Annotated in this window: 22 protein-coding genes; 7 read left to right on the plus strand and 15 right to left on the minus strand. The window is 59.1% G+C overall.

Translation table 11 applies throughout. The features are described from left to right. The first annotated feature begins 69 nt into the window (after positions 1-69). Entirely contained in the window at positions 70-912 is an 843-nt protein-coding gene (gene rsmA, locus ACR0J7_RS02905) for a 16S rRNA (adenine(1518)-N(6)/adenine(1519)-N(6))-dimethyltransferase RsmA (RefSeq protein WP_480564427.1), read from the plus strand. A gap of 55 nt (positions 913-967) precedes the next feature. Here the strand turns inward: rsmA and ACR0J7_RS02910 are convergent, their stop codons facing one another. From ACR0J7_RS02910 to prfA, 3 genes are all read right to left on the minus strand, one after another. Further along, entirely contained in the window at positions 968-1,561 is a 594-nt protein-coding gene (locus tag ACR0J7_RS02910; protein WP_480913246.1) for a DUF4167 domain-containing protein, read from the minus strand. A 239-nt stretch (positions 1,562-1,800) separates the two neighbouring features. Continuing rightward, positions 1,801-2,646, minus strand: coding sequence for a peptide chain release factor N(5)-glutamine methyltransferase (gene prmC, locus ACR0J7_RS02915; RefSeq protein WP_480564424.1), 846 nt, complete (start codon positions 2,644-2,646; stop codon positions 1,801-1,803). After that, entirely contained in the window at positions 2,643-3,698 is a 1,056-nt protein-coding gene (gene prfA, locus ACR0J7_RS02920; protein ID WP_480481653.1) for a peptide chain release factor 1, read from the minus strand. Before prfA ends, prmC begins: the two co-directional genes overlap by 4 nt. Positions 3,699-3,760: 62 nt before the next feature. Here prfA and ACR0J7_RS02925 point away from each other — a divergent pair, with 62 nt between their 5' ends. Further along, positions 3,761-4,042 (plus strand): hypothetical protein, encoded by a 282-nt coding sequence (locus ACR0J7_RS02925; RefSeq protein WP_480480576.1) that lies wholly within the window; start codon positions 3,761-3,763, stop codon positions 4,040-4,042. A 15-nt stretch (positions 4,043-4,057) separates the two neighbouring features. Here ACR0J7_RS02925 and ACR0J7_RS02930 read toward each other — a convergent pair whose 3' ends face one another. The 4 genes from ACR0J7_RS02930 to ACR0J7_RS02945 form a co-directional block, all read right to left on the minus strand. Continuing rightward, a complete protein-coding gene (locus ACR0J7_RS02930) occupies positions 4,058-4,459 on the minus strand; it encodes a DUF1499 domain-containing protein (RefSeq protein WP_480913248.1) in 402 nt (133 codons plus the stop codon). 65 nt (positions 4,460-4,524) lie between these two features. Then, the gene (speB, locus tag ACR0J7_RS02935; protein ID WP_480504872.1) at positions 4,525-5,472 is read right to left on the minus strand and encodes an agmatinase; all 948 of its coding nucleotides are present in this window, start codon (positions 5,470-5,472) and stop codon (positions 4,525-4,527) included. An 89-nt stretch (positions 5,473-5,561) separates the two neighbouring features. Continuing rightward, complete coding sequence (speB, locus tag ACR0J7_RS02940) at positions 5,562-6,536, minus strand: agmatinase (protein WP_480480570.1); 975 nt, start codon at positions 6,534-6,536, stop codon at positions 5,562-5,564. 30 nt (positions 6,537-6,566) lie between these two features. Beyond that, positions 6,567-7,730: a M20 aminoacylase family protein gene (locus ACR0J7_RS02945; RefSeq protein WP_480564418.1), complete on the minus strand. Its 1,164-nt coding sequence runs from the start codon at positions 7,728-7,730 to the stop codon at positions 6,567-6,569. 66 nt (positions 7,731-7,796) lie between these two features. Between ACR0J7_RS02945 and mazG the strand changes: the two genes are divergently transcribed. The 3 genes from mazG to ACR0J7_RS02960 are packed head-to-tail and all read left to right on the plus strand — an operon-like array spanning position 7,797 to position 10,105. Then, positions 7,797-8,663 carry a nucleoside triphosphate pyrophosphohydrolase gene (gene mazG / locus ACR0J7_RS02950; RefSeq protein WP_480538247.1) on the plus strand — a complete coding sequence of 289 codons (867 nt, stop codon included), beginning with the start codon at positions 7,797-7,799 and terminating at the stop codon, positions 8,661-8,663. Positions 8,664-8,717: 54 nt separating this feature from the next. Beyond that, entirely contained in the window at positions 8,718-9,659 is a 942-nt protein-coding gene (locus ACR0J7_RS02955; RefSeq protein ID WP_480538025.1) for a nucleoside hydrolase, read from the plus strand. Next, entirely contained in the window at positions 9,656-10,105 is a 450-nt protein-coding gene (locus ACR0J7_RS02960) for a GNAT family N-acetyltransferase (RefSeq protein ID WP_480913250.1), read from the plus strand. The genes ACR0J7_RS02955 and ACR0J7_RS02960 overlap by 4 nt, the downstream gene beginning before the upstream one ends. Here ACR0J7_RS02960 and ACR0J7_RS02965 read toward each other — a convergent pair. From ACR0J7_RS02965 to ACR0J7_RS02995, 7 genes are all read right to left on the minus strand, one after another. Further along, a complete protein-coding gene (locus tag ACR0J7_RS02965; protein WP_480480564.1) occupies positions 10,102-10,266 on the minus strand; it encodes a hypothetical protein in 165 nt (54 codons plus the stop codon). The two genes, ACR0J7_RS02960 and ACR0J7_RS02965, sit on opposite strands and share 4 nt — an antisense overlap. Before the next feature lie 140 nt (positions 10,267-10,406). After that, on the minus strand, positions 10,407-10,946 hold the full coding sequence (locus tag ACR0J7_RS02970; RefSeq protein WP_480480562.1) for a GNAT family N-acetyltransferase: 540 nt from the start codon (positions 10,944-10,946) through the stop codon (positions 10,407-10,409). A gap of 48 nt (positions 10,947-10,994) precedes the next feature. Continuing rightward, positions 10,995-12,272: a phosphopyruvate hydratase gene (gene eno / locus ACR0J7_RS02975; RefSeq protein ID WP_480564414.1), complete on the minus strand. Its 1,278-nt coding sequence runs from the start codon at positions 12,270-12,272 to the stop codon at positions 10,995-10,997. A 136-nt stretch (positions 12,273-12,408) separates the two neighbouring features. Further along, entirely contained in the window at positions 12,409-13,287 is an 879-nt protein-coding gene (locus tag ACR0J7_RS02980; protein ID WP_267364551.1) for a DMT family transporter, read from the minus strand. A gap of 135 nt (positions 13,288-13,422) precedes the next feature. Beyond that, positions 13,423-13,836 carry a Fur family transcriptional regulator gene (locus ACR0J7_RS02985; RefSeq protein ID WP_267364549.1) on the minus strand — a complete coding sequence of 138 codons (414 nt, stop codon included), beginning with the start codon at positions 13,834-13,836 and terminating at the stop codon, positions 13,423-13,425. 83 nt (positions 13,837-13,919) lie between these two features. Continuing rightward, complete coding sequence (locus tag ACR0J7_RS02990; protein ID WP_267364547.1) at positions 13,920-14,624, minus strand: endonuclease/exonuclease/phosphatase family protein; 705 nt, start codon at positions 14,622-14,624, stop codon at positions 13,920-13,922. Positions 14,625-14,920: 296 nt separating this feature from the next. Next, positions 14,921-16,339: a protein adenylyltransferase SelO gene (locus tag ACR0J7_RS02995; protein WP_480558064.1), complete on the minus strand. Its 1,419-nt coding sequence runs from the start codon at positions 16,337-16,339 to the stop codon at positions 14,921-14,923. 85 nt (positions 16,340-16,424) lie between these two features. On the opposite strand from ACR0J7_RS02995, the gene ACR0J7_RS03000 reads away from it, so the two are divergent. Both ACR0J7_RS03000 and ACR0J7_RS03005 read left to right on the plus strand, forming a co-directional pair. Further along, on the plus strand, positions 16,425-16,844 hold the full coding sequence (locus tag ACR0J7_RS03000; protein WP_480564409.1) for a cupin domain-containing protein: 420 nt from the start codon (positions 16,425-16,427) through the stop codon (positions 16,842-16,844). A 90-nt stretch (positions 16,845-16,934) separates the two neighbouring features. After that, positions 16,935-17,711 (plus strand): extensin-like domain-containing protein, encoded by a 777-nt coding sequence (locus ACR0J7_RS03005; RefSeq protein WP_480869438.1) that lies wholly within the window; start codon positions 16,935-16,937, stop codon positions 17,709-17,711. 27 nt (positions 17,712-17,738) lie between these two features. Here ACR0J7_RS03005 and ACR0J7_RS03010 read toward each other — a convergent pair whose 3' ends face one another. Next, positions 17,739-18,812 (minus strand): anhydro-N-acetylmuramic acid kinase, encoded by a 1,074-nt coding sequence (locus tag ACR0J7_RS03010; RefSeq protein ID WP_480913385.1) that lies wholly within the window; start codon positions 18,810-18,812, stop codon positions 17,739-17,741. Between the last annotated feature and the right edge of the window lie 173 nt (positions 18,813-18,985).

Raw genomic sequence — 18,985 nt, forward strand, 5'->3', positions numbered from 1 at the left:
AAATATCCCCGCCGGAGGCACAAAAATCTCGGGCACAGCCCCTTTCACAGGCGCCAAGGTATTCGGATCATGAGCGCTATAGACACGCTTCCCCCTCTGCGCGAGGTCATCGCAACCCACCAGCTTTCGGCGCGCAAATCGCTGGGGCAGAATTTTCTGTTGGATTTGAACCTGACTGCCAAGATCGCCCGACAGGCCGGCGATTTGTCAGAATGCGATGTGCTTGAAATCGGCCCCGGTCCCGGTGGGTTGACGCGAGGCCTGCTGTCCGAAGGCGCGCGCAAGGTCGTGGCCGTCGAAAAAGATACACGGTGCATTGCCGCCCTGAACGACATCGCCACCGCGTATCCAGATCGGCTTGAGGTAATCAATGGCGACGCCCTGGACATCAACCCGCTTGAATATCTGACACCGCCAATCCGCGTCGCCGCCAACCTGCCCTACAATGTCGGCACCGAGCTGCTGGTGCGTTGGCTGACACCGCCCGAATGGCCCCCATTCTGGCAGAGCCTGACGCTGATGTTCCAACGCGAAGTGGCCGAGCGTATTGTTGCCCAACCCGGCAGCAAAGCCTATGGACGCCTTGCCATCCTTGCCCAATGGCGGGCAGAGGCACGTATCGCCATGTCGCTTCCCCCCGGGGCCTTCACTCCGCCGCCCAAGGTTTCAAGCGCCGTGGTCCACCTGACCGCCCTGCCCGAGCCACGCTATCCCGCCGATGCCGCCACCCTGTCGCGCGTCGTGGCTGCAGCCTTCAACCAACGCCGCAAGATGCTGCGCGCCTCACTCAAAGGCATTGCCCCGGATATCGAAGACCGCCTTCTGGCCGCGGGTATCAAGCCCACGGACCGTGCCGAGCAAGTCCCGCTGGAAGCGTTCTGCGCTTTGGCGCGCGAAGTTAAGAAAACCTGAACAAACGAAAAAGCCCCGAGTTAAACCTCGGGGCTTGGTTCTTTGGACATCGGCTTTATTCTGCCGCCTCCGGTGCGTCCCCCGTGTCGGCAGGAGCATCCTCTTTTGCCTCGGCTGCAGCTTTGGGCTTCCGGGCGCGTGGCTTGCGCGCGGGTTTTTCCTTGCGCGGAGCCTCTTCCGGTGTTTCAGCCGCCGGGGTTTCTTTGTTTTCCGGGGTCTCCACCAGACCGCTATCGGGCTCTGAAACTTGCTGAGACAGGTCCATCACATCAGGCTGCGGTGCTTCGGCCGGATCAGCCTGGCGGGTCGCTTCGCGTTCCTGACGTTCGGCACGTTCACGGTCGCGCTCGGCCTGGCGTTCGCGGTTCTGGCGCTCCTGCTCTTCACGGCGCGCGTCAATCTCGCGCTGCGCTTCGCTCAGCATCCGCAGGTAGTGTTCCGCGTGTTGCTGGAAGTTCTCTGCCGCCACGCGGTCATTCGACAGCTGAGCGTCACGTGCCAACTGGTTGTATTTGTCAATAATCTGCTGCGGCGTGCCACGGACCTTGCCTTCGGGACCCGAGCTGTCAAAAACCCGATTTACGACGTTGCCGCCAGAAGGACGATTGCGGTTATTCTTGGCCCGCGAACGGGGTTTGGAAGATCTCATCTTACTTTACGTCAGCCTTATCAATGCGCTGTCGCTCAACCCGTGTTTTGCACTGCTCTAAGGCGTTTGCCGTGACGGGAAGTCGACTTTTTGGGCTTGGCGTCAGGGGTGCGCTGCAACAGCGTCAACCTCGCCGACTAATCCTGAGTAAGCATGTCCTGACGGCGCAGACAAGAGGAATCTCGGATTTTCACCAGCTTTTTTCTACAGGTCGGCGTTTTTTGCCGCAAACCCACCACTCATCCCGGCATTCTTGCGCCGACGACACGATCGCGACCGTCCAGATCGGGGATTACCCGGACGTCCACCAACCCGGCGGCATCGAACAAGGCTGACACTTTTGCCGCCTGCGTCGGACCGATTTCGACAAGAATTCGCCCGCCCGGCAACAGAAAATCCGGGGTCGCCGCCGCGATCCGACGATACGCGCCCAACCCGTCCCCCTCATCCGTCAGGGCCATGCGCGGCTCGTGCTCACGCACTTCGGGCGACAGTTCTTCCATCTCAGACACTGAGATATACGGAGGGTTGGAAACAATCAGGTCGAATTTATCTTCAATGTTTTCGAACCAGTTTGATCGAAGGATCTCAATCCGCGTCTCTACCTGATGCTGAACCGCATTGGCACTGGCTTGCAGGCAGGCGGCTTCGCTCAGATCAACACCCACGCCCGTGGCACTGCTGCGTTCGGCCAGAAGGGTTATCAGGATACACCCCGAGCCCAGCCCCAGGTCGAGGACATGATCAAATGGTTCGCTCAACGCTGCTTCGATCAGGGTTTCTGTTTCCGGACGCGGATCAAGGACATCCCGGCTGACGCGAAACCTGCGGCCGTAGAACTCCCGCTCACCCAACAGATGCGACACCGGAACCCGGATGGCCCGCAAGGAGATCAACTGGTCATAACGCTCGGCGATCTCGGGCTGTAATTCTTCCGGGGCAATCAATGTCACGCGGCTGGCTTCAATCCGTGCAGCGTGGGCCAGCAACAGACGCGCGTCACGTGCCGGATCGTCCACACCGGCCGCACGCAGACGCGCTGTCGCCGCCACCATCGCCTGTGCCGCTGTTTGCAGACCTGTCATTGTGCCATCTCGGCCAGCAGCCGGGCCTGATCATCCGCCGTCAGCGCATCAATCACCTCGTCCAGATCACCCTGCATCACCTGATCCAGCTTATATAGCGTCAGGTTGATCCGGTGGTCGGTCATGCGCCCCTGCGGGAAGTTATAAGTACGAATGCGTTCCGAGCGATCCCCCGAGCCAACCTGACTGGCACGATCTGCCGAGCGTTCACTGTCAATCCGCTGCCGTTCCAGATCGTACAAGCGCGTCTTCAGAACCTGCATGGCGATTTCGCGGTTGCGGTGCTGGGACTTCTCGGAACTTGTCACCACCAATCCCGTCGGAAGATGCGTGATCCGCACAGCCGAGTCAGTCGTGTTCACGTGCTGTCCGCCCGCGCCCGAGCTTCGCATCGTATCGATTCGGATATCATTGGCGTCGATCTGGATGTCTACATCCTCGGCCTCGGGCAGAACCGCCACAGTCGCCGCCGAGGTGTGAATGCGCCCGCCGCTTTCGGTTTCGGGCACGCGTTGCACCCGATGGACGCCGGATTCGTACTTCAGTCGCGCAAAGACGTTGTCGCCTTTGATATGGGCTACTACTTCCTTGATGCCGCCCAGATCCGAGGCCTGCTCTTCGATAATCTCGAATTTCCAGCCACGCGCCTCGGCGTAACGCTGATACATGCGCAACAGGTCGCTTGCGAACAAAGCGGCCTCGTCCCCGCCGGTGCCAGGGCGAATTTCCAGCATCGCCGGACGGGCATCTGCCGCATCCTTTGGCAACAATGCCAGTTGGAGCGCGTTTTCCGCCTTGGGGATGCGGGCCTGCAACTCGGGGATTTCCTCCTCGGCAAGCTCTTTCATGTCCGGGTCAGTCAGCATCGCCTGCGCTTCGGCCAGATCCCCCACCAGCTGTCGCCAGGCCATGATCTGATCGACCACAGGCTTGAGGTCGGAATATTCTTTGGCCAGCGCCGCAATATCACCACCCGACGCGCCATCGGCCATGGCAGCTTCGAGGTACTGAAAACGCTGGGTGATCTGTTCAAGACGTTCTTCGGGGATCATCCCGGCGGTGTCTCTCATCCGGGGGCTTTGGTCAAGGGCAACGTCATGCTAAGCTGGCGGCCATGAAACGGGTTTTACTTGCTCTGCTGCTGACAACCACGCCTGCCCTCGCCGATTACATCGGCCCTGACGGCAAGACGCGGGATTGCTATTGCACCGACACATCCGGGTCTCGCATCGAACTGGGTGAGATGATCTGCCTTCAGGTCGACGGACGCATGTTCACCGCGCAATGCCAGATGTCCCTGAACGTTCCTATGTGGCGCGAGGTTCAGGAAGGGTGTTTGTCGTCCAAATTACAGAGTGAGCCTTTCGACCCCATAGATCTGGACGATGCGTCCTGACCGTTTGCGCAACGACTAGAATTGCGCCAACCACCCATCGACCCGCGCCCTGTTTACCCCGAAATCCTTGCGGCCAAACCGCAAACGGCCATTGATGCGCAGGGTGTCTCCGTCCTGCTGAGCCGTGGTGTAGTCGGGAAAGCCGATCCATTTCGTGCGGGTGATATAGGTGATCATGCCCTCGCTGACCGAGCCGGCCAATACCGTAGTGCGCGGCGTGGTTTGGGCAATCTCATCAAGACGCTGCAACCCGTCGGGACCGGTTTCAACAACGCGCAACACACCACCCGGCAAGTTCTGGCTTTCGGTCGAAACCAAAGCGACGTGCCACCGCGCAGGGTCTGACGGTGCCAGCCGGACATAGGCGCCCGCCCCAACCACAAGCGCAATCACTGCCCACAAAGCCATCTTTTTCATCCCGCTCCATCCCTTTTGTGAACCCTAAGCGGAACAAAACCGGCGGCAAGACATTCCACCGCGTCTTACCGCGACGTCACACCCGGAAGGATGCACAGCATCTCATAGATCAGATTGGCTGCTGTCAGTGCTGTGTTGCCCGATGGATCATAAGGGGGTGAGACTTCGACCAGATCGCATCCCACCACGTTTACCCCATGCAGGGCATGGATCAGTTGCAGCGCTTGCGGTGTCGAAAGACCCGCGATTTCCGGCGTGCCGGTGCCCGGAGCGTATGCGGGATCAAGGCTGTCGATGTCGTACGAGATGTAAACCGGGTGGTCCCCAATGATCTTGCGAACCTGCGATCCGATCTGGGTCAGGTTCTGCTGCCACAGCTCCCATGCGGGGAACTGGCGGAAGCCCCAGTCCTTGGCCTCGGTAAAATCCGAGGCTGCATAACCCGAGCCGCGAATGCCGATCTGGAACGTCTTGTCGGGAACAATCAGCCCCTCTTCATATGCACGACGGAAAACGGTGCCGTGGGTTTCGCGTTCACCGAACATCTCGTCATTCACATCGGCATGAGCGTCCACATGCACCAGCGCCACGGGCCCGTGTATTGCCTTGATGGCTCGCAGGATCGGCAGGGTGATCGAATGATCGCCCCCCATGGCCATCGGGATCACGCCTTTCGCCAAAATGGCGTCATAGCTTTCCTTGATGATCCTGAGGCTGTCTGCAAGCGAGAAGGTGTTGATCGCCAGATCCCCAATATCGGCTATCTGCAAACTGTCGAACGGGGCCGCTCTGGTGGCCATGTTATAGGGCCGGATCATCGCGCTTTCGCCGCGGATCTGCTTGGGGCCAAAGCGCGTGCCCGACCGCCACGACGTGCCGATATCCATCGGCACCCCCAGCACCGCCACATCCAACCCCTCAAGCGAGGAGGCCTGCGGCAGGCGCATGAATGTGTTCGGCCCGGAAAACCGGGCCAGATCATTCCCGCTAAGTGGTTGGTTGAATTCGGTCATGTGCGTAATGGTCCCGTCCCTGTTCGTCACTTGATCCAGCACATACCTTAAGCATGGCTAACTGTTGGTTAACGTGAACCCTTGCGGGTTTACCCATCTGCTTTATCCAGCTTGTTCCACCCCAACAGGCAAATGATCTGCGTCGCCACATGGGCCCCAGCAATCGCTGTCGCACCTGAGGTGTCAAAGGGCGGCGATACTTCGACAACGTCCCCGCCCTTGATATTGATCCCGGCAATGTCGCGCAGGATGATTTGCGCCTGAATCGAGCTTAATCCACCCCAGACTGGCGTGCCCGTACCAGGGGCAAAAGCCGGGTCAAGACCGTCGATGTCAAAGCTGAGGTAAACGGGGCTGTCACCAAGAATGTTCTTGATCTTCTCTGCCACAGCAGCTGGTCCCGATTCATAAACCTCGCGCGCATCGATGATGTTCACGCCCAGCGTATCCTCGTTCGTCGTGCGAATACCCACCTGGACCGAGCGTTTCGGATCGACAATGCCCGACTTTACCGCCTTGTAGAACATTGTCCCGTGATCCACGCGGGACATGTCGTCGTCGGCCCATGTGTCGGTATGCGCATCGAATTGCAGCAGGGACATTGGCCCAAATTTCTCGGCATAGGCCTTGAGGATCGGAAAGCTGATATAGTGATCGCCACCCAACGCGACCGACGCCACATCAGCAGCCAGAATGGTTCGGATGTGGTCGGTCAGCGTGTCAGGAAAGGCCGGGATATTGGCGTAATCATAAGCCATATCGCCATAATCCACGATCGCCAGTTCACTCAGCGCATCAAAGGGCCAGCCATAAGGCGCATCGGGCGACTGAAGCGCGCTGGCCTCACGGATCGCCCGCGGGCCAAGGCGCGTGCCGGGCCGGTTCGTAACTGCCTGATCAAACGGCACGCCAGTAACGGCGATGTCCACACCCTTCAGGTTCTTGGTGTAAAGCCGCCGCAGAAAAGACGTCGCCCCGCCGAACGTATTTTCATAAGACAACCCTTTGAGGTCCGGATTGGTGAATGCCTCATCCACCTGGTTTCTTGCGTCTTCCAGTGCCATGTCTTCTGTAGTCCCTTTCCCGAACCTTTATCAGCTCAACGGCTGCGCTTTTTCCACGATCCGCGCGAAAAACGACGCGCCCACCGGCGCGATTTCGTCGTTAAAGTTGTATTTCGGATGATGCAGCCCTGCGCCTTCGCCCTGCCCTAGGAACAAATAAGCACCGGGGCGCTTTTGCAGCATGTACGAGAAATCCTCGGCCCCCATCTCGCGCCCGGTATTGCCGGTGACGCGGTCGTCACCGGATATTTCACGCGCCACCTCGGTCGCAAAGCCCGCCTTTTCGGCATCATTGATGGTGGCTGGGTAATCGACATTGTATTCCAATCGCGCCTCGACCCCATAGGATTTGGCTTGTCCTTCGACAATCTCGGCCATGCGCCGCATCACCATCTGCTGGACGTTCGGATCGAACGTTCGAACGGTACCGTTGATATAGGCCGTATCCGGGATAACGTTGTTGACCGTGCCGGTGTGGATTTGCGTGACCGAAACGACAAGATCATCCAGCGCATAATGGTTGCGGCTGACAATGGTCTGAATGGCCTGCGCAATCCCACAGGCCGCCATAACCGGATCACGGGTTTCATGCGGCATGGCACCGTGGCCGCCGACACCCTGAATATGCACTTCGAACGTATCGACAGCCGCCATGATCGGCCCCGGCGTGGTATAGAATGTCCCTACGGCAAATCCCGGCGCGTTGTGCAGCGCATAGACCTGCGAGATGTCGAACCGGTCCATGATGCCTTCTTCGACCATCACACCAGCACCACCGCCATCTTCCTCGGCGGGTTGAAAGATCAGCGCCACGCGACCGCTGAAATTTCGCGTCTCGGCCAGATAACGTGCCGCGCCCAGTAGCATGGTAGTATGCCCGTCATGGCCGCAGGCATGCATCTTTCCGGGGTTCTGAGAGGCATAGTCAACGCCCGTTTCCTCGGTAATTGGCAACGCATCCATATCGGCGCGCAGGCCAATCGTCGGCCCGTCGCCCTGCCCGTTGATGATCGCGACCATCCCGGTCTTTGCGATCCCCTCATGCAACTCATCAACCCCGAACTCACGCAGACGTTCGGCCACAAAGGCTGCCGTTTCATGGCATTCGAATTCCAACTCGGGGATGGTATGCAGATACTGGCGCCATCTGGTCATGTCGGCAGAGAAATCGGCAATTCGGTTGACGACGGGCATCTGGGGTGGACTCCTGATCGGGACTGCGGAATGGATGCATCTGACACCGGAATGAAAGGGTTCGCAATGGCTGAAAATCCTCTGATCCATGACAGCAATGCAGGTATCGAACGGCTGCTGGAAATCATGCGCCGCCTGCGCGATCCGCAATCCGGCTGCCCGTGGGATATCGAACAGGATTTCGCAACCATCGCCCCCTATACCATCGAAGAGGCCTATGAGGTCGCTGACGCCATCGAACGCGAAGCCTTTGACGAGCTTAAGGGAGAGCTGGGGGATTTGCTTTTTCAATCCGTATTTCACGCCCAAATGGCAGAAGAAGCAGGACATTTCACTTTTCAGGACGTGGTGCGCACCATGTCCGACAAGATGGTCAGCCGCCATCCGCATGTGTTTGGCGATGAATCCCGTGACAAGTCGGCCGACCAGCAAACCAAAGATTGGGAAGCCATCAAAGCCGCCGAGCGGGCGGGCAAAGAACAAAAAGGTGCACTGGACGGTGTGGCTGCAAACCTGCCCGCCCTGTTGCGCGCGCATAAGCTGCAAAAACGTGCCGCTCGGGTGGGGTTCGACTGGCCTGACGCCAGCCATGTGCTGGCCAAGATCACCGAAGAAGCCGCCGAACTGGAAGAGGCGCGCGACAAAATGGATGCCGACGCGCTGGAAGACGAGTTCGGCGATCTGCTGTTCGTGATGGTCAATCTGGGCCGTCATCTTGGCATCGAACCCGAAGCCGCCCTGCGTCGCACCAATGCCAAGTTCACCCGTCGCTTTGAAAAGGTCGAAGCCCGGCTGGCCGAACGGGGCAAGACCCCCACGCAAAGCGATCTGGCCGAGATGGATGCGCTTTGGGACGAGGTCAAAACGGAAGAGCATCGCGCCAACGGCAAACTCCCGCCGGCGGATGCACTGGCGGCGACCAGAAACGGGTAGACAAGCGATCCGACACTTGCGAGTGTCCCACCTTCACGACCCCCGGAGACGCCAATGCCCCCTCGCAAGATCATCATCGACACCGATCCCGGACAGGATGACGCCGTCGCCATACTGTTGGCGCTGGCCAGCCCGGACGAGATCGAGGTTCTGGGTATCACGGCCGTCGCGGGTAACGTCCCACTCGCCCTTACGGCCAAGAACGCCCGAATCGTTTGTGAATTGGCCGGACGTACGGATGTGCCGGTTTATGCGGGCTGCGACAAACCGCTGAACCGCCCGCTTGTAACCGCAGAACATGTGCACGGAAAAACCGGGCTGGATGGCCCGGTCCTGCCGGATCCGCAGATGCCCTTGGCTGAAGGTCACGCTGTGGACTTCATCATCGACACCCTGCGCTCTGAAGAATCTGGGACGGTGACCCTGTGTCCACTGGGGCCGCTGACAAACATCGCGACTGCATTTCGCAAAGCCCCCGATATTATCGACCGCGTGCAGGAAATCGTCTTGATGGGTGGGGCATATTTCGAAGTCGGCAACATCACCCCCACCGCTGAATTCAACATCTATGTCGACCCAGAAGCTGCTGATATCGTTTTTAAATCCGGAAGGCCAATCGTTGTCATGCCATTGGATGTCACACACAAAGCGCTGGTGACCAAATCACGAAACGACGCGTTCCGCGCATTGGACAGCAAGGTTGGACATGCCGTGGCCGAGATGACGGATTTCTTTGAACGCTTCGACAAAGAGAAATACGGCAGCGCAGGCGCCCCCCTGCACGACCCTTGCGTCACCGCCTATCTGATCCGCCCCGAGCTGTTTTCGGGTCGCCACGTGAATGTCGAGATTGAAACAGGGTCCGACCTGACCCTGGGCATGACCGTTGCGGATTGGTGGGGTGTCACCAACCGCGCACCAAATGCGTTGTTCATGGGGGAAATCGACGCTGACGGCTTTTTCACCTTGCTGACAGAAAGGCTGGCCAGATTATGAGCGCCGCCCTCCGCCTTGCGCGCCCCGAAGATCTGGATCGCATTATGACGCTGGTCACCGCCTTTCATACAGAGGCCGGGCTGACACAGGACGCCGACAAGACACGCAATGCCCTCGCCCCCATGCTGGATGGCATCCCTCATGGCTGTGTCTATCTGATCGGACCCGGGCGCGCGCCTTTGGGATATATCATCCTGACCTTTGGCTGGTCAGTCGAGTTCGGCGGCATGGACGGTTTCGTGGACGAGATCTATATACGCCCCGCCGTTCGGGGCCGCGGCATTGCCACCGAGGTTCTTTTGGACCTGCCCAAAGCTCTTGCCGGGGCAGGCCTGATGGCTCTTCATCTGGAAGTCGACCGAAACAATGAATCTGCCCAAAAGCTCTATCTGCGCACCGGGTTCAGACAACGTGACAGGTATATGCTGATGAGCAAGGTACTTTAGCGCGACTCGCCGCGGAAGATATTTGCCGGATTCATGTCCTGAACCGGGTCATTCGACGAAACCTGTTCTCCGGTTATCGGATACGTTCCCGGACCCGCGCAGGCGGACAATACTGTGATGGACGTTGTGGCGATTATCAGAAGGAATTTGGATACAGACATCGTAGTCTCCTTTCTGCAATGAAGACAAACTACGGCATTCGGTGTGGACGTGATAAGTAACAAGTTCACACATAAAAATAGATAAGCCACATTTTTATTGTCAAAAACCTCCAAAACAGACGGATATATCCCTGAAAACTCTAACTTTTCTCAGGCCCGCGCGTGTCATTCTCAAATAGCGGCATCTCGAAAAAAAGCAGGTGGTCACGTGCGATTTCAGGAGTTTGGTAATAGGCGTCGCGCAGGTGAAAGCCCAAAGACAGGTATAACCGAGTCGCCGCTTCCAGGGGTTTGCCGGTGTCCATTCGAATATAGTCGAACCCAAGATCTCGACACATTTCGATCAGCGAAAGCATGATGGCACAGCCTGCGCCGGTCCCCCTTGCTGCGTCAGTTACAAATACGCGTTTGATTTCAGCCACACCAGGCTCGTACGTGTGAAACATGCCGCAGCCGACCGGTTCCCCATGCAGTAATGCCAGTTTGATCCCACCGTTCGGCGGCGTGTGTTCCGCGTCGATGTTGTCCATTACACGGGTGTATTTTTCGCTTGGGTAGAAGGCCTGAACGATTTGGGCGGTTCTTTCATCCAGTGCCAGCAGGAAATCCCTGTAATCCCAACACAAACGCCGAACCGCTTCAAACTGGTCCGGCGTTTCCGGTTCGATGATGTTCAGCACAATGCGACCCCCGGATTAAACCCAGGGGCCAGCCTAGCACCACGCGCGTTATTTGCGAAGGATCGACGCGCCCGCGTATTCCGCAACCTCGCCCAGTGATTCCTCGATGCGGATCAACTGGTTGTATTTGGCCAACCGGTCCGACCGCGCCAGCGAGCCAGTTTTGATCTGACCGCAATTGGTCGCCACCGCCAGATCAGCAATGGTGGCATCCTCGGTCTCGCCCGAACGGTGCGACATCACGTTTGTGTAACGCGCACGGTGCGCCATATCGACGGCGCGCAGGGTTTCAGTCAGCGATCCGATCTGGTTCACCTTGACCAGCATCGAGTTCGCGCAGCCGCGCTTGATGCCTTCGGCCAAGCGCGCTGGATTGGTCACAAACAGGTCGTCGCCCACCAGCTGCACCTTGTCGCCGATGGCGTCGGTCAAGGCTTTCCAGCCGTCCCAGTCATCCTCGGACATGCCGTCTTCGATCGAGATGATCGGATAGTCATTGACCAGCGCCGCCAGATAGGCTGCGTTTTCTTCGGATGTCAGGGTGATCCCCTCGCCCGCCAGAACGTATTTACCATCCTTGTAATACTCGGTCGCCGCGCAATCCAAGGCCAGGTGGATTTCTTCGCCGGGTTTGTAGCCCGCCTTTTCGATGGATTTCAGGATGAAGTCCAGCGCCTCGCGGGTGCTGGCGATGTTGGGGGCAAATCCGCCCTCATCGCCCACGCCCGTGGCCAGCCCCGCGGAAGACAGTTCTTTCTTCAGCGTATGGAACACTTCGGACCCCATTCGCACGGCCTCGCGGATATTCGCGGCCGAGGTTGGCATGATCATGAATTCCTGAATGTCGATCGGGTTGTCGGCGTGTTCGCCGCCATTGATGATATTCATCATCGGCACCGGCAGTACGCGGGCCGAGGTGCCGCCGACGTAGCGATAAAGGGGCTGCGTGGTGAAATCGGCTGCTGCCTTTGCTGTGGCCAACGAGACGCCCAGAATGGCGTTGGCACCCAGACGGCCTTTGTTATTGGTTCCGTCCAGTTCAATCATCGCCTGATCGATGGCCACTTGTTCTGTCGCGTCAAAGCCCACCAATTCCTCGGCGATCTCACCGTTCACGGCGGCCACGGCTTCCAGAACCCCTTTGCCCAAATAGCGGGATTTGTCGCCGTCGCGTTTTTCAACGGCTTCATGTGCGCCGGTGGACGCACCGGACGGTACGGCGGCGCGGCCCATGGTGCCGTCTTCCAGAATCACGTCGACCTCGACTGTCGGGTTGCCCCGGCTGTCCAGAATTTCGCGCGCGTGGATGTCAATAATGGTGCTCATGAGGTCTGTCCCTATGGCTGCAGTCGGTTGCACGCGTCATAACAGCAACCGGCCAAAAGTAAACCGGTTCCGTTATCGCTAACACGCATATTTACCGACCTTTAGGGCTAACAGTTTGCTGTTTGCGCCAACAGGTTCACGCCGGGACCAGATTGCGCGCCAGTCGTCGTTCGCGGATAAAGGTATACAGGCCAGATCCGATGATCAGGCTCGCCCCAGCCATTGTCAGCGCATCAGGGCGTTCCCCGAACATCAGCATTCCGGCAAGGATCGAAAAAACCAGTCGCGTGTAGCGAAACGGCATCATGGCCGAAGCCTCGCCAACCCGCATGGCCGTGACGATGCCGTAATACCCTAGAACACCAAAACCGATCGCCCCCAGATACGGACCTGCCTGGCCGCTTTGTACCGGCACGAAGGGTGTTCCTGAAACAACCATCAACAGCAACCCGGCCAGCGCCACTGCGATATACGCCTGCATCGCCACAACCGATGAGGCCACCCGAACATCCAGCTTGCGCGTTATCAGATCACGCGCCGCAATCGCAAACACGGTCAGAACGACAAACAGCGAGTCCGGCTGAAATCCTTCCAATCCAGGGCGAATGATCATCAGAACACCGACAAAGCCGACACCAATGGCACTCCAGCGGCGCCAGCCGACCTGCTCTCCCAGAAACAGGGCCGCGCCCATGGTCACGGCAAGCGGCATGGCCTGAAACACGGCGGCGACAGTGGACAGATCGATCAGCGACAGCGCGGTGACAAAGGTCACGGCACCGAATCCTTCTGTCCCTGCGCGCAGCATCGGCAGCAGTTTCCACGCCACGGGATCGAAGATGCGTTTGCGGGTGACCACCGACATCACCGCAAAGACAAGCCCGCAGAACACACCCAGACACACCATGATCTGACCGGTCGGCACAGCGCCCGACAGGAACTTGATGAACATATCCTCAAGCGAAAAGGCCGCCATCGAGCCGATCAGCAAAAGGATGCCGTTTACGTTATTCATGCGCGCGTCCACAGGAAAAGGGTACTTGGGGTGCAGTGTCCGGGCACATGAACCGCAACCAGCGACGTCTGGCAAGCCATTTCCCGACACGTTCAATGAATTAACGTGTTGGGGCCATTCGCGATTTGTGATGGATCACTCCTGCTTGAGCGGTACGCCGTACAGCTCCAGCCGATGCCCTTTCAGCTTGTACCCAAGCTTGGCGGCGATCTTTTCCTGCAAGGCTTCGATCTCGGGATCGACAAATTCGATGACCTCGCCCGAGTGCATGTCGATCAGGTGATCGTGGTGATCACGCTCGGCATCCTCGTATCGGGCCCGCCCATCGCCGAACTCCAGACGTTCCAGAATACCGGCCTCTTCGAACAGTTTGACCGTACGATACACCGTCGCAATCGAGATGCCTGTGTCGATGGCAGAAGCACGCGCGTACAGTTCTTCGACATCCGGATGGTCGTCGCTTTGTTCCAATACCTGCGCGATGATCCTTCTTTGACCGGTCATGCGCAGACCCTTGGCCTCACAACGTCCAATAATCGTTTCCGACATGATGTCCCTCAGAATTGCTCGGGTGTCTGTCTTAGTATGTCTGCGCACTTTGCGCCACAGGGATTTCTTCTTTTCCGTTGAAGTTAAGCCACGCGCGCCAAATCAGCCCAGACTGGCAAATGATCCGATGCGATATGTGCAGGGCGCGCGTCATGGACACCATGCGCAGTGGCCCTGACGCCCGCGCCCAGCGCGATCCGATCCAGCGCGCCCAGCGGCTGCGCGGCGGGAAAACTTGGCTTGGGGGGCAGGAAACGCATTTCCGGCGCGAGGTGATCCAGAATCGGCTGTCGGGACCATTCGTTGAAATCCCCCGCCCAGACAGTCGGCATCTGCTCCAGCTCTTTATCAAACCGCCTGATATGCGAGATCTGCTGACGTCGCGATGCAGGCAACAGCCCCAGATGCATACCCATCACCCGCAACGGCCCGATATGGGTATCAAATTCGACACGGACCGCGCCGCGCGGTTCAAGCCCGGGCAATTCGTGATGTCCGGTCCGCCGGACCGAAAGGCCCTCGCCACGCCAGATCACCGCGTTGCCATGCCAGCCCAGACTGCCGGCACCGCCCAGATCGACGATCTGCCACCCCGCTTCATCCAGCATGAAATGCGGCAGGGCCGCCGGGCGCGGCGGCAGACGTTTGTCGGCCTCCTGCAACACAACGATATCGGCCTGCATATGTTCGATGACCTGCAAAATGCGCTGCGGCTGGCGCCGGAAATCCAGCCCGAGGCATTTCTGAATGTTATAGCTGGCAATGCGAAGGGTGGAAGATGACTGCATATAGATCTGACCAGTGGGCTTGACCCAAAGTGACACGCCTGCCGCCGGACGCAACCCTTCAGTTTCACTTCGCAGCAACGGCAACCGGGGAAGTCGCCTTGGCATGGTATATCGCTTAAAAACCCGGCACGTGACGCGGCCGGAAACAAATGGGTTTCCCCTCATTTCATCCGGGAGCGGCAGAACGGAAGTGCCGCAGTTTCAGCGCATCCAACACCGATTTAGACCGGACAAAACAATTCGCCCCTCCCCGCGAAACCATACCGCACCGAGCGACTACCAGAGATGTTTGACCGTCACGTACCACAGAACGTGGCGTGCACGACCTCGTTATCGGTCGGGGGCCGTTTCAGGTCCTCCGCATCTGCCTGATCGTCGTAAGGCCGTGCGAGGACGGCGTTCAGCCGATGGAACGGCTGGTAATCCCCCGCCACCGCTGATTGGATCATCTGCTCGACCCGGTGATTGCGCGGAATAAAGGCTGGGTTCGCTGCGGTCATCACGTCATGCGGTAACGCCTCACGTGCCAAGCGTGGACGCCAGCCCTCTGCCCAGCTGTCAAAGGCCTGCGGGTCGATAAACTGATCGCGCGCGGTATCTTTGCCCAGCGCACGGAAGGTGTTGGTGAAATCAGCCTGCCCCTCGGCCATGCGTTTTAGCAGATCGGTGATCAGCGCCTGATCGCCTTCTTCAGCGGTCGTCAGTCCGACCTTTGCCCGGAACCGGGTCAACCAGTTCTGTTGCAGCAGGTCCGGCATGGCATGCACGATCTCGGTCGCCTCCTCAACAGCGGCGTCCTTGTTGTCCATCTGCTGGATCAGTGAGGTTGCCAGCTGCGCCAGATTCCACACTGCAATATCTGGCTGGTTGGCATAGGCATAACGGCCCATCCGATCTATCGAGCTGTAGACCGTATTGGGGTGATAAACGTCCATGAAGGCACAGGGGCCATAATCGATGGTCTCACCCGCGATCGAGCAATTGTCGGTGTTCATGACCCCATGGATAAAGCCCACGCTCATCCACCAAGCGATCAGGCGGGCCTGCGCATCCCGAACGGCCCGCAGCAGGCCCATTGGCCCTTCGACGCCGGGATAGTGGCGCGCGATGGCGTAGTCTGTCAGGCACCGCAGATTGTCCAACTGCCCCCGCGCGGCAAAGACCTGAAAGGTACCTACTCGCAAATGGCTGGTTGCAACCCGGGTTAGCACCGCACCGGGCATCGGACCCTCCCGGAACACGGTTTCACCGGTCTCTACCGCCGCCAGTGCGCGTGTTGTGGGGATGCCCAGCGCGTGCATCGCCTCGGACACCACGTATTCGCGCAGAACCGGACCCAGCCACGCCCTGCCGTCGCCCCTACGTGAAAACGGCGTCGGGCCCGAGCCTTTCAGCTGAACATCCCGCCGCACACCATCCGTTCCGACAGTTTCGCCCAACAGCACCGCGCGCCCGTCCCCAAGCTGCGGGTTGAACTGGCCAAACTGATGCCCGGAATAAAGCTGCGCGATGGGGTCCGCACCATCGGGGATGCGATTACCTGCAAAGGCTTCCGCCATCTCTTGCACGTCGCCCGGATGGACCTGCAACAGCCGTGCCAGATCATCATTGAACGCGATCAACTTGGGCGCGCGTACAGGCACCGGATTCTGTCGCGCAAAAAACGCGTCCGGCAGGCGGGCATATGAGTTATCGAATGGAATGGTCAGTGTCATGCGGCATACATATTCCCCGTGCGCACGAATACCATAGCGGATCACACCTTGCCGTGCATAATTGCGCCAAACACACGGGGGCCACATGACCGCACAAGAGATCATCGACCGCCTGAACCTGCAACCTCACCCCGAGGGCGGCTGGTACGCGGAAACCTGGCGCGCCGAGAACAAGGGCCGCCCGACCGGCACCTGTATCTACTTCTTGCTGCAGGCGGGGGAAAGCAGCCACTGGCACCGGGTCGACGCGACCGAGATCTGGCTCTACCACGCGGGCGCGCCATTAATCCTGTCCTTGAGCGCAACAGACAAGGGCCCGGCGGTTGACCATGTGCTGTCACTCGATTTGTCTCGGGGCGCACCGCAACTGATTGTTCCCACCGGCCATTGGCAGGCCGCGCGCAGCACCGGTGATTACACGCTGGTCAGTTGTACAGTGTCTCCCGGATTTCAATTCGATGGGTTCCAACTGGCAGAACCTGGGTTTGATATCCCTCGGGGATAGGCTGGTCTGGGGATGCTCTGAAAAGGTGAGTTTACAGAAAGTTACACATTTATCATTCTGTAAACGCTACCGCAGGTATCGGAGCATCGGGTGATTGCGAAACACATCTTTCTGGTCCTTCTGCTTCTGTTCGCAAGCACCGGTCTTGCAAACGCCGAGACCGCCTGCGCAGAATCCCCCCTTTCATCCGAATTGGCACTACCCGATCTGGAGGAGGAAGTCGCAACCGAACACATCGAACCTGCAGCGACTGTTGAACCTGCGGTGCTGATCTCGAAACGCCCTGCGCTGCGCCCTTGCAAGTTCCGCCGGTTTGAAGTGGGTCGTCAGCGTATGCGCGACCGCGGCGCGGTCTGTGGCGACTGGACCATTCTGGGCGAAACCCGCGCGTCTTTGGCTGGAAAAGCGCAGGGTTGCGGCATCGCCAACCCGGTCCGGATTTACAGAATTTCGGATGTTGCGCTCAGCCAGTTTTCGCTGATGGACTGTCAGACAGCTGTCACGCTGAAAACGTGGATCGAAAACGTCGCCAAACCCGTCTTCGCTGATCTGGGTGGTGGACTCAAGGGGATGCGCGTTGTTGGCCACTATGCCTGCAAGACGCAGAACAGCCAGCCCTATGCGCGCATTTCCGAACATGCGCGGGGTCGGGCCATCGATATCTCGACCTTCGTGTTGCAGGACGGAACGCAGATCACCGTTCAGGACGGGTGGAGCGATACCGATCAAAGCGCCGTGTTGCGAGAGTTGCACAGCGGAGCCTGTGGCCTGTTCGGAACTGTTCTTGGTCCTGATGCTGACCGGTATCACAAAGGGCATTTTCACTTCGACACAGCCCGACGCAGTGGCAAACCTGTGTGTCGATAACGCGTTAGCCAGTACCAGGATGTAGCCTCAACCCACCGGTTGAACGTTCACTGAACTGACCATGCCGCCGCCCACCAGTGCTTTCACCCCGGTTGTTCCGGGGCACGAGGTTGGCAATCCCCGCGCCACGCGCACGGCCAGATAGGCAAAAGCCTGCGCCTCGAGCATGTCACCGTCCAGCCCCACGGCCTCGACCGGTTCGACCGGGCAGTCGAGGGACACGCGCAGCATCTCCATCAACACCGGATTGCGCCGTCCACCGCCTGTAACCAGCACGCAAGACGGCGGTTGCGGACAGTGTTCCATCCCCTGCACCACCCCCGCTGCGCACATCCCGGTCAGGGTCGCCACCGCGTCAGCGTCACCCAGTTCTTTCACCAGGTCGATCATCTCAGAGAAATCATTCCGGTCCAGCGACTTGGGCGGCATGCGTGCGAAGAAAGGCTCAGCCAGGAACAGCTCCAGCGCACCCATTTCGACGGTGCCATTGCGCGCAACCGCACCATCCCGGTCCATCGGCTGCCCCAGCCGGGCCTGCATCAGGTCATCGACCGGTGCATTCGCCGGCCCCGTATCAAAGGCAAGCAGCGCCCCCGGCGCCTCGGGACCATCAAAGCTTGGGTCCACATAGGTCAGATTACCAACACCGCCCAGGTTCAGAAAGCACAACGGGCGGTCCGCGCCAAACCACTTGGCGCAAGCAAAGTGAAAAAACGGCGCCAGCGGAGCACCCTCGCCCCCCATCGCCACGTCATCGCTTCGGAAGTCCCAAACCACCGGGCGCCCCAAAGCCTGCGCCAGACCAAGACCATCGCCCACCTGCAATGTCCCGCGCCCGCGCGGTTCATGCGCCAGCGTCTGGCCGTGAAAGCCGATCAGATCCACGTCTTCGAACTCGGACAGCGCCTCGGCATGGGCAAAGGTCACCATCTCAGCTGCCGCATCGACTTGCGGGCCGTGCCATTGCCCCAAAGCCGCCCGCAGAATTTCGCGTTCGGCTTCGGTATAGGCGCGATAACCGCTTTTCCCGAATCCAGCGATGGAATGCCCGTCGGTTTCCACCACCGCAGCGTCCACCCCGTCCAGCGACGTACCGGACATCGCGCCCAATGCCCGAACCATTCCGTGTTTCTTGATGGTTTGGCCCAAGCCTGCCTCCTGATCTGGCAATGTTTCCGCCGTGCCCGGGGTTTCCGGACTTCACCTCTGGGTTGCAGCTTGGTCAAGGTGCTTTTGTTATGCCGCCTTGGCAAGCCTTCTGATTGGGCGCGTCG

This window comes from Ruegeria sp. O4, assembly GCF_056535125.1.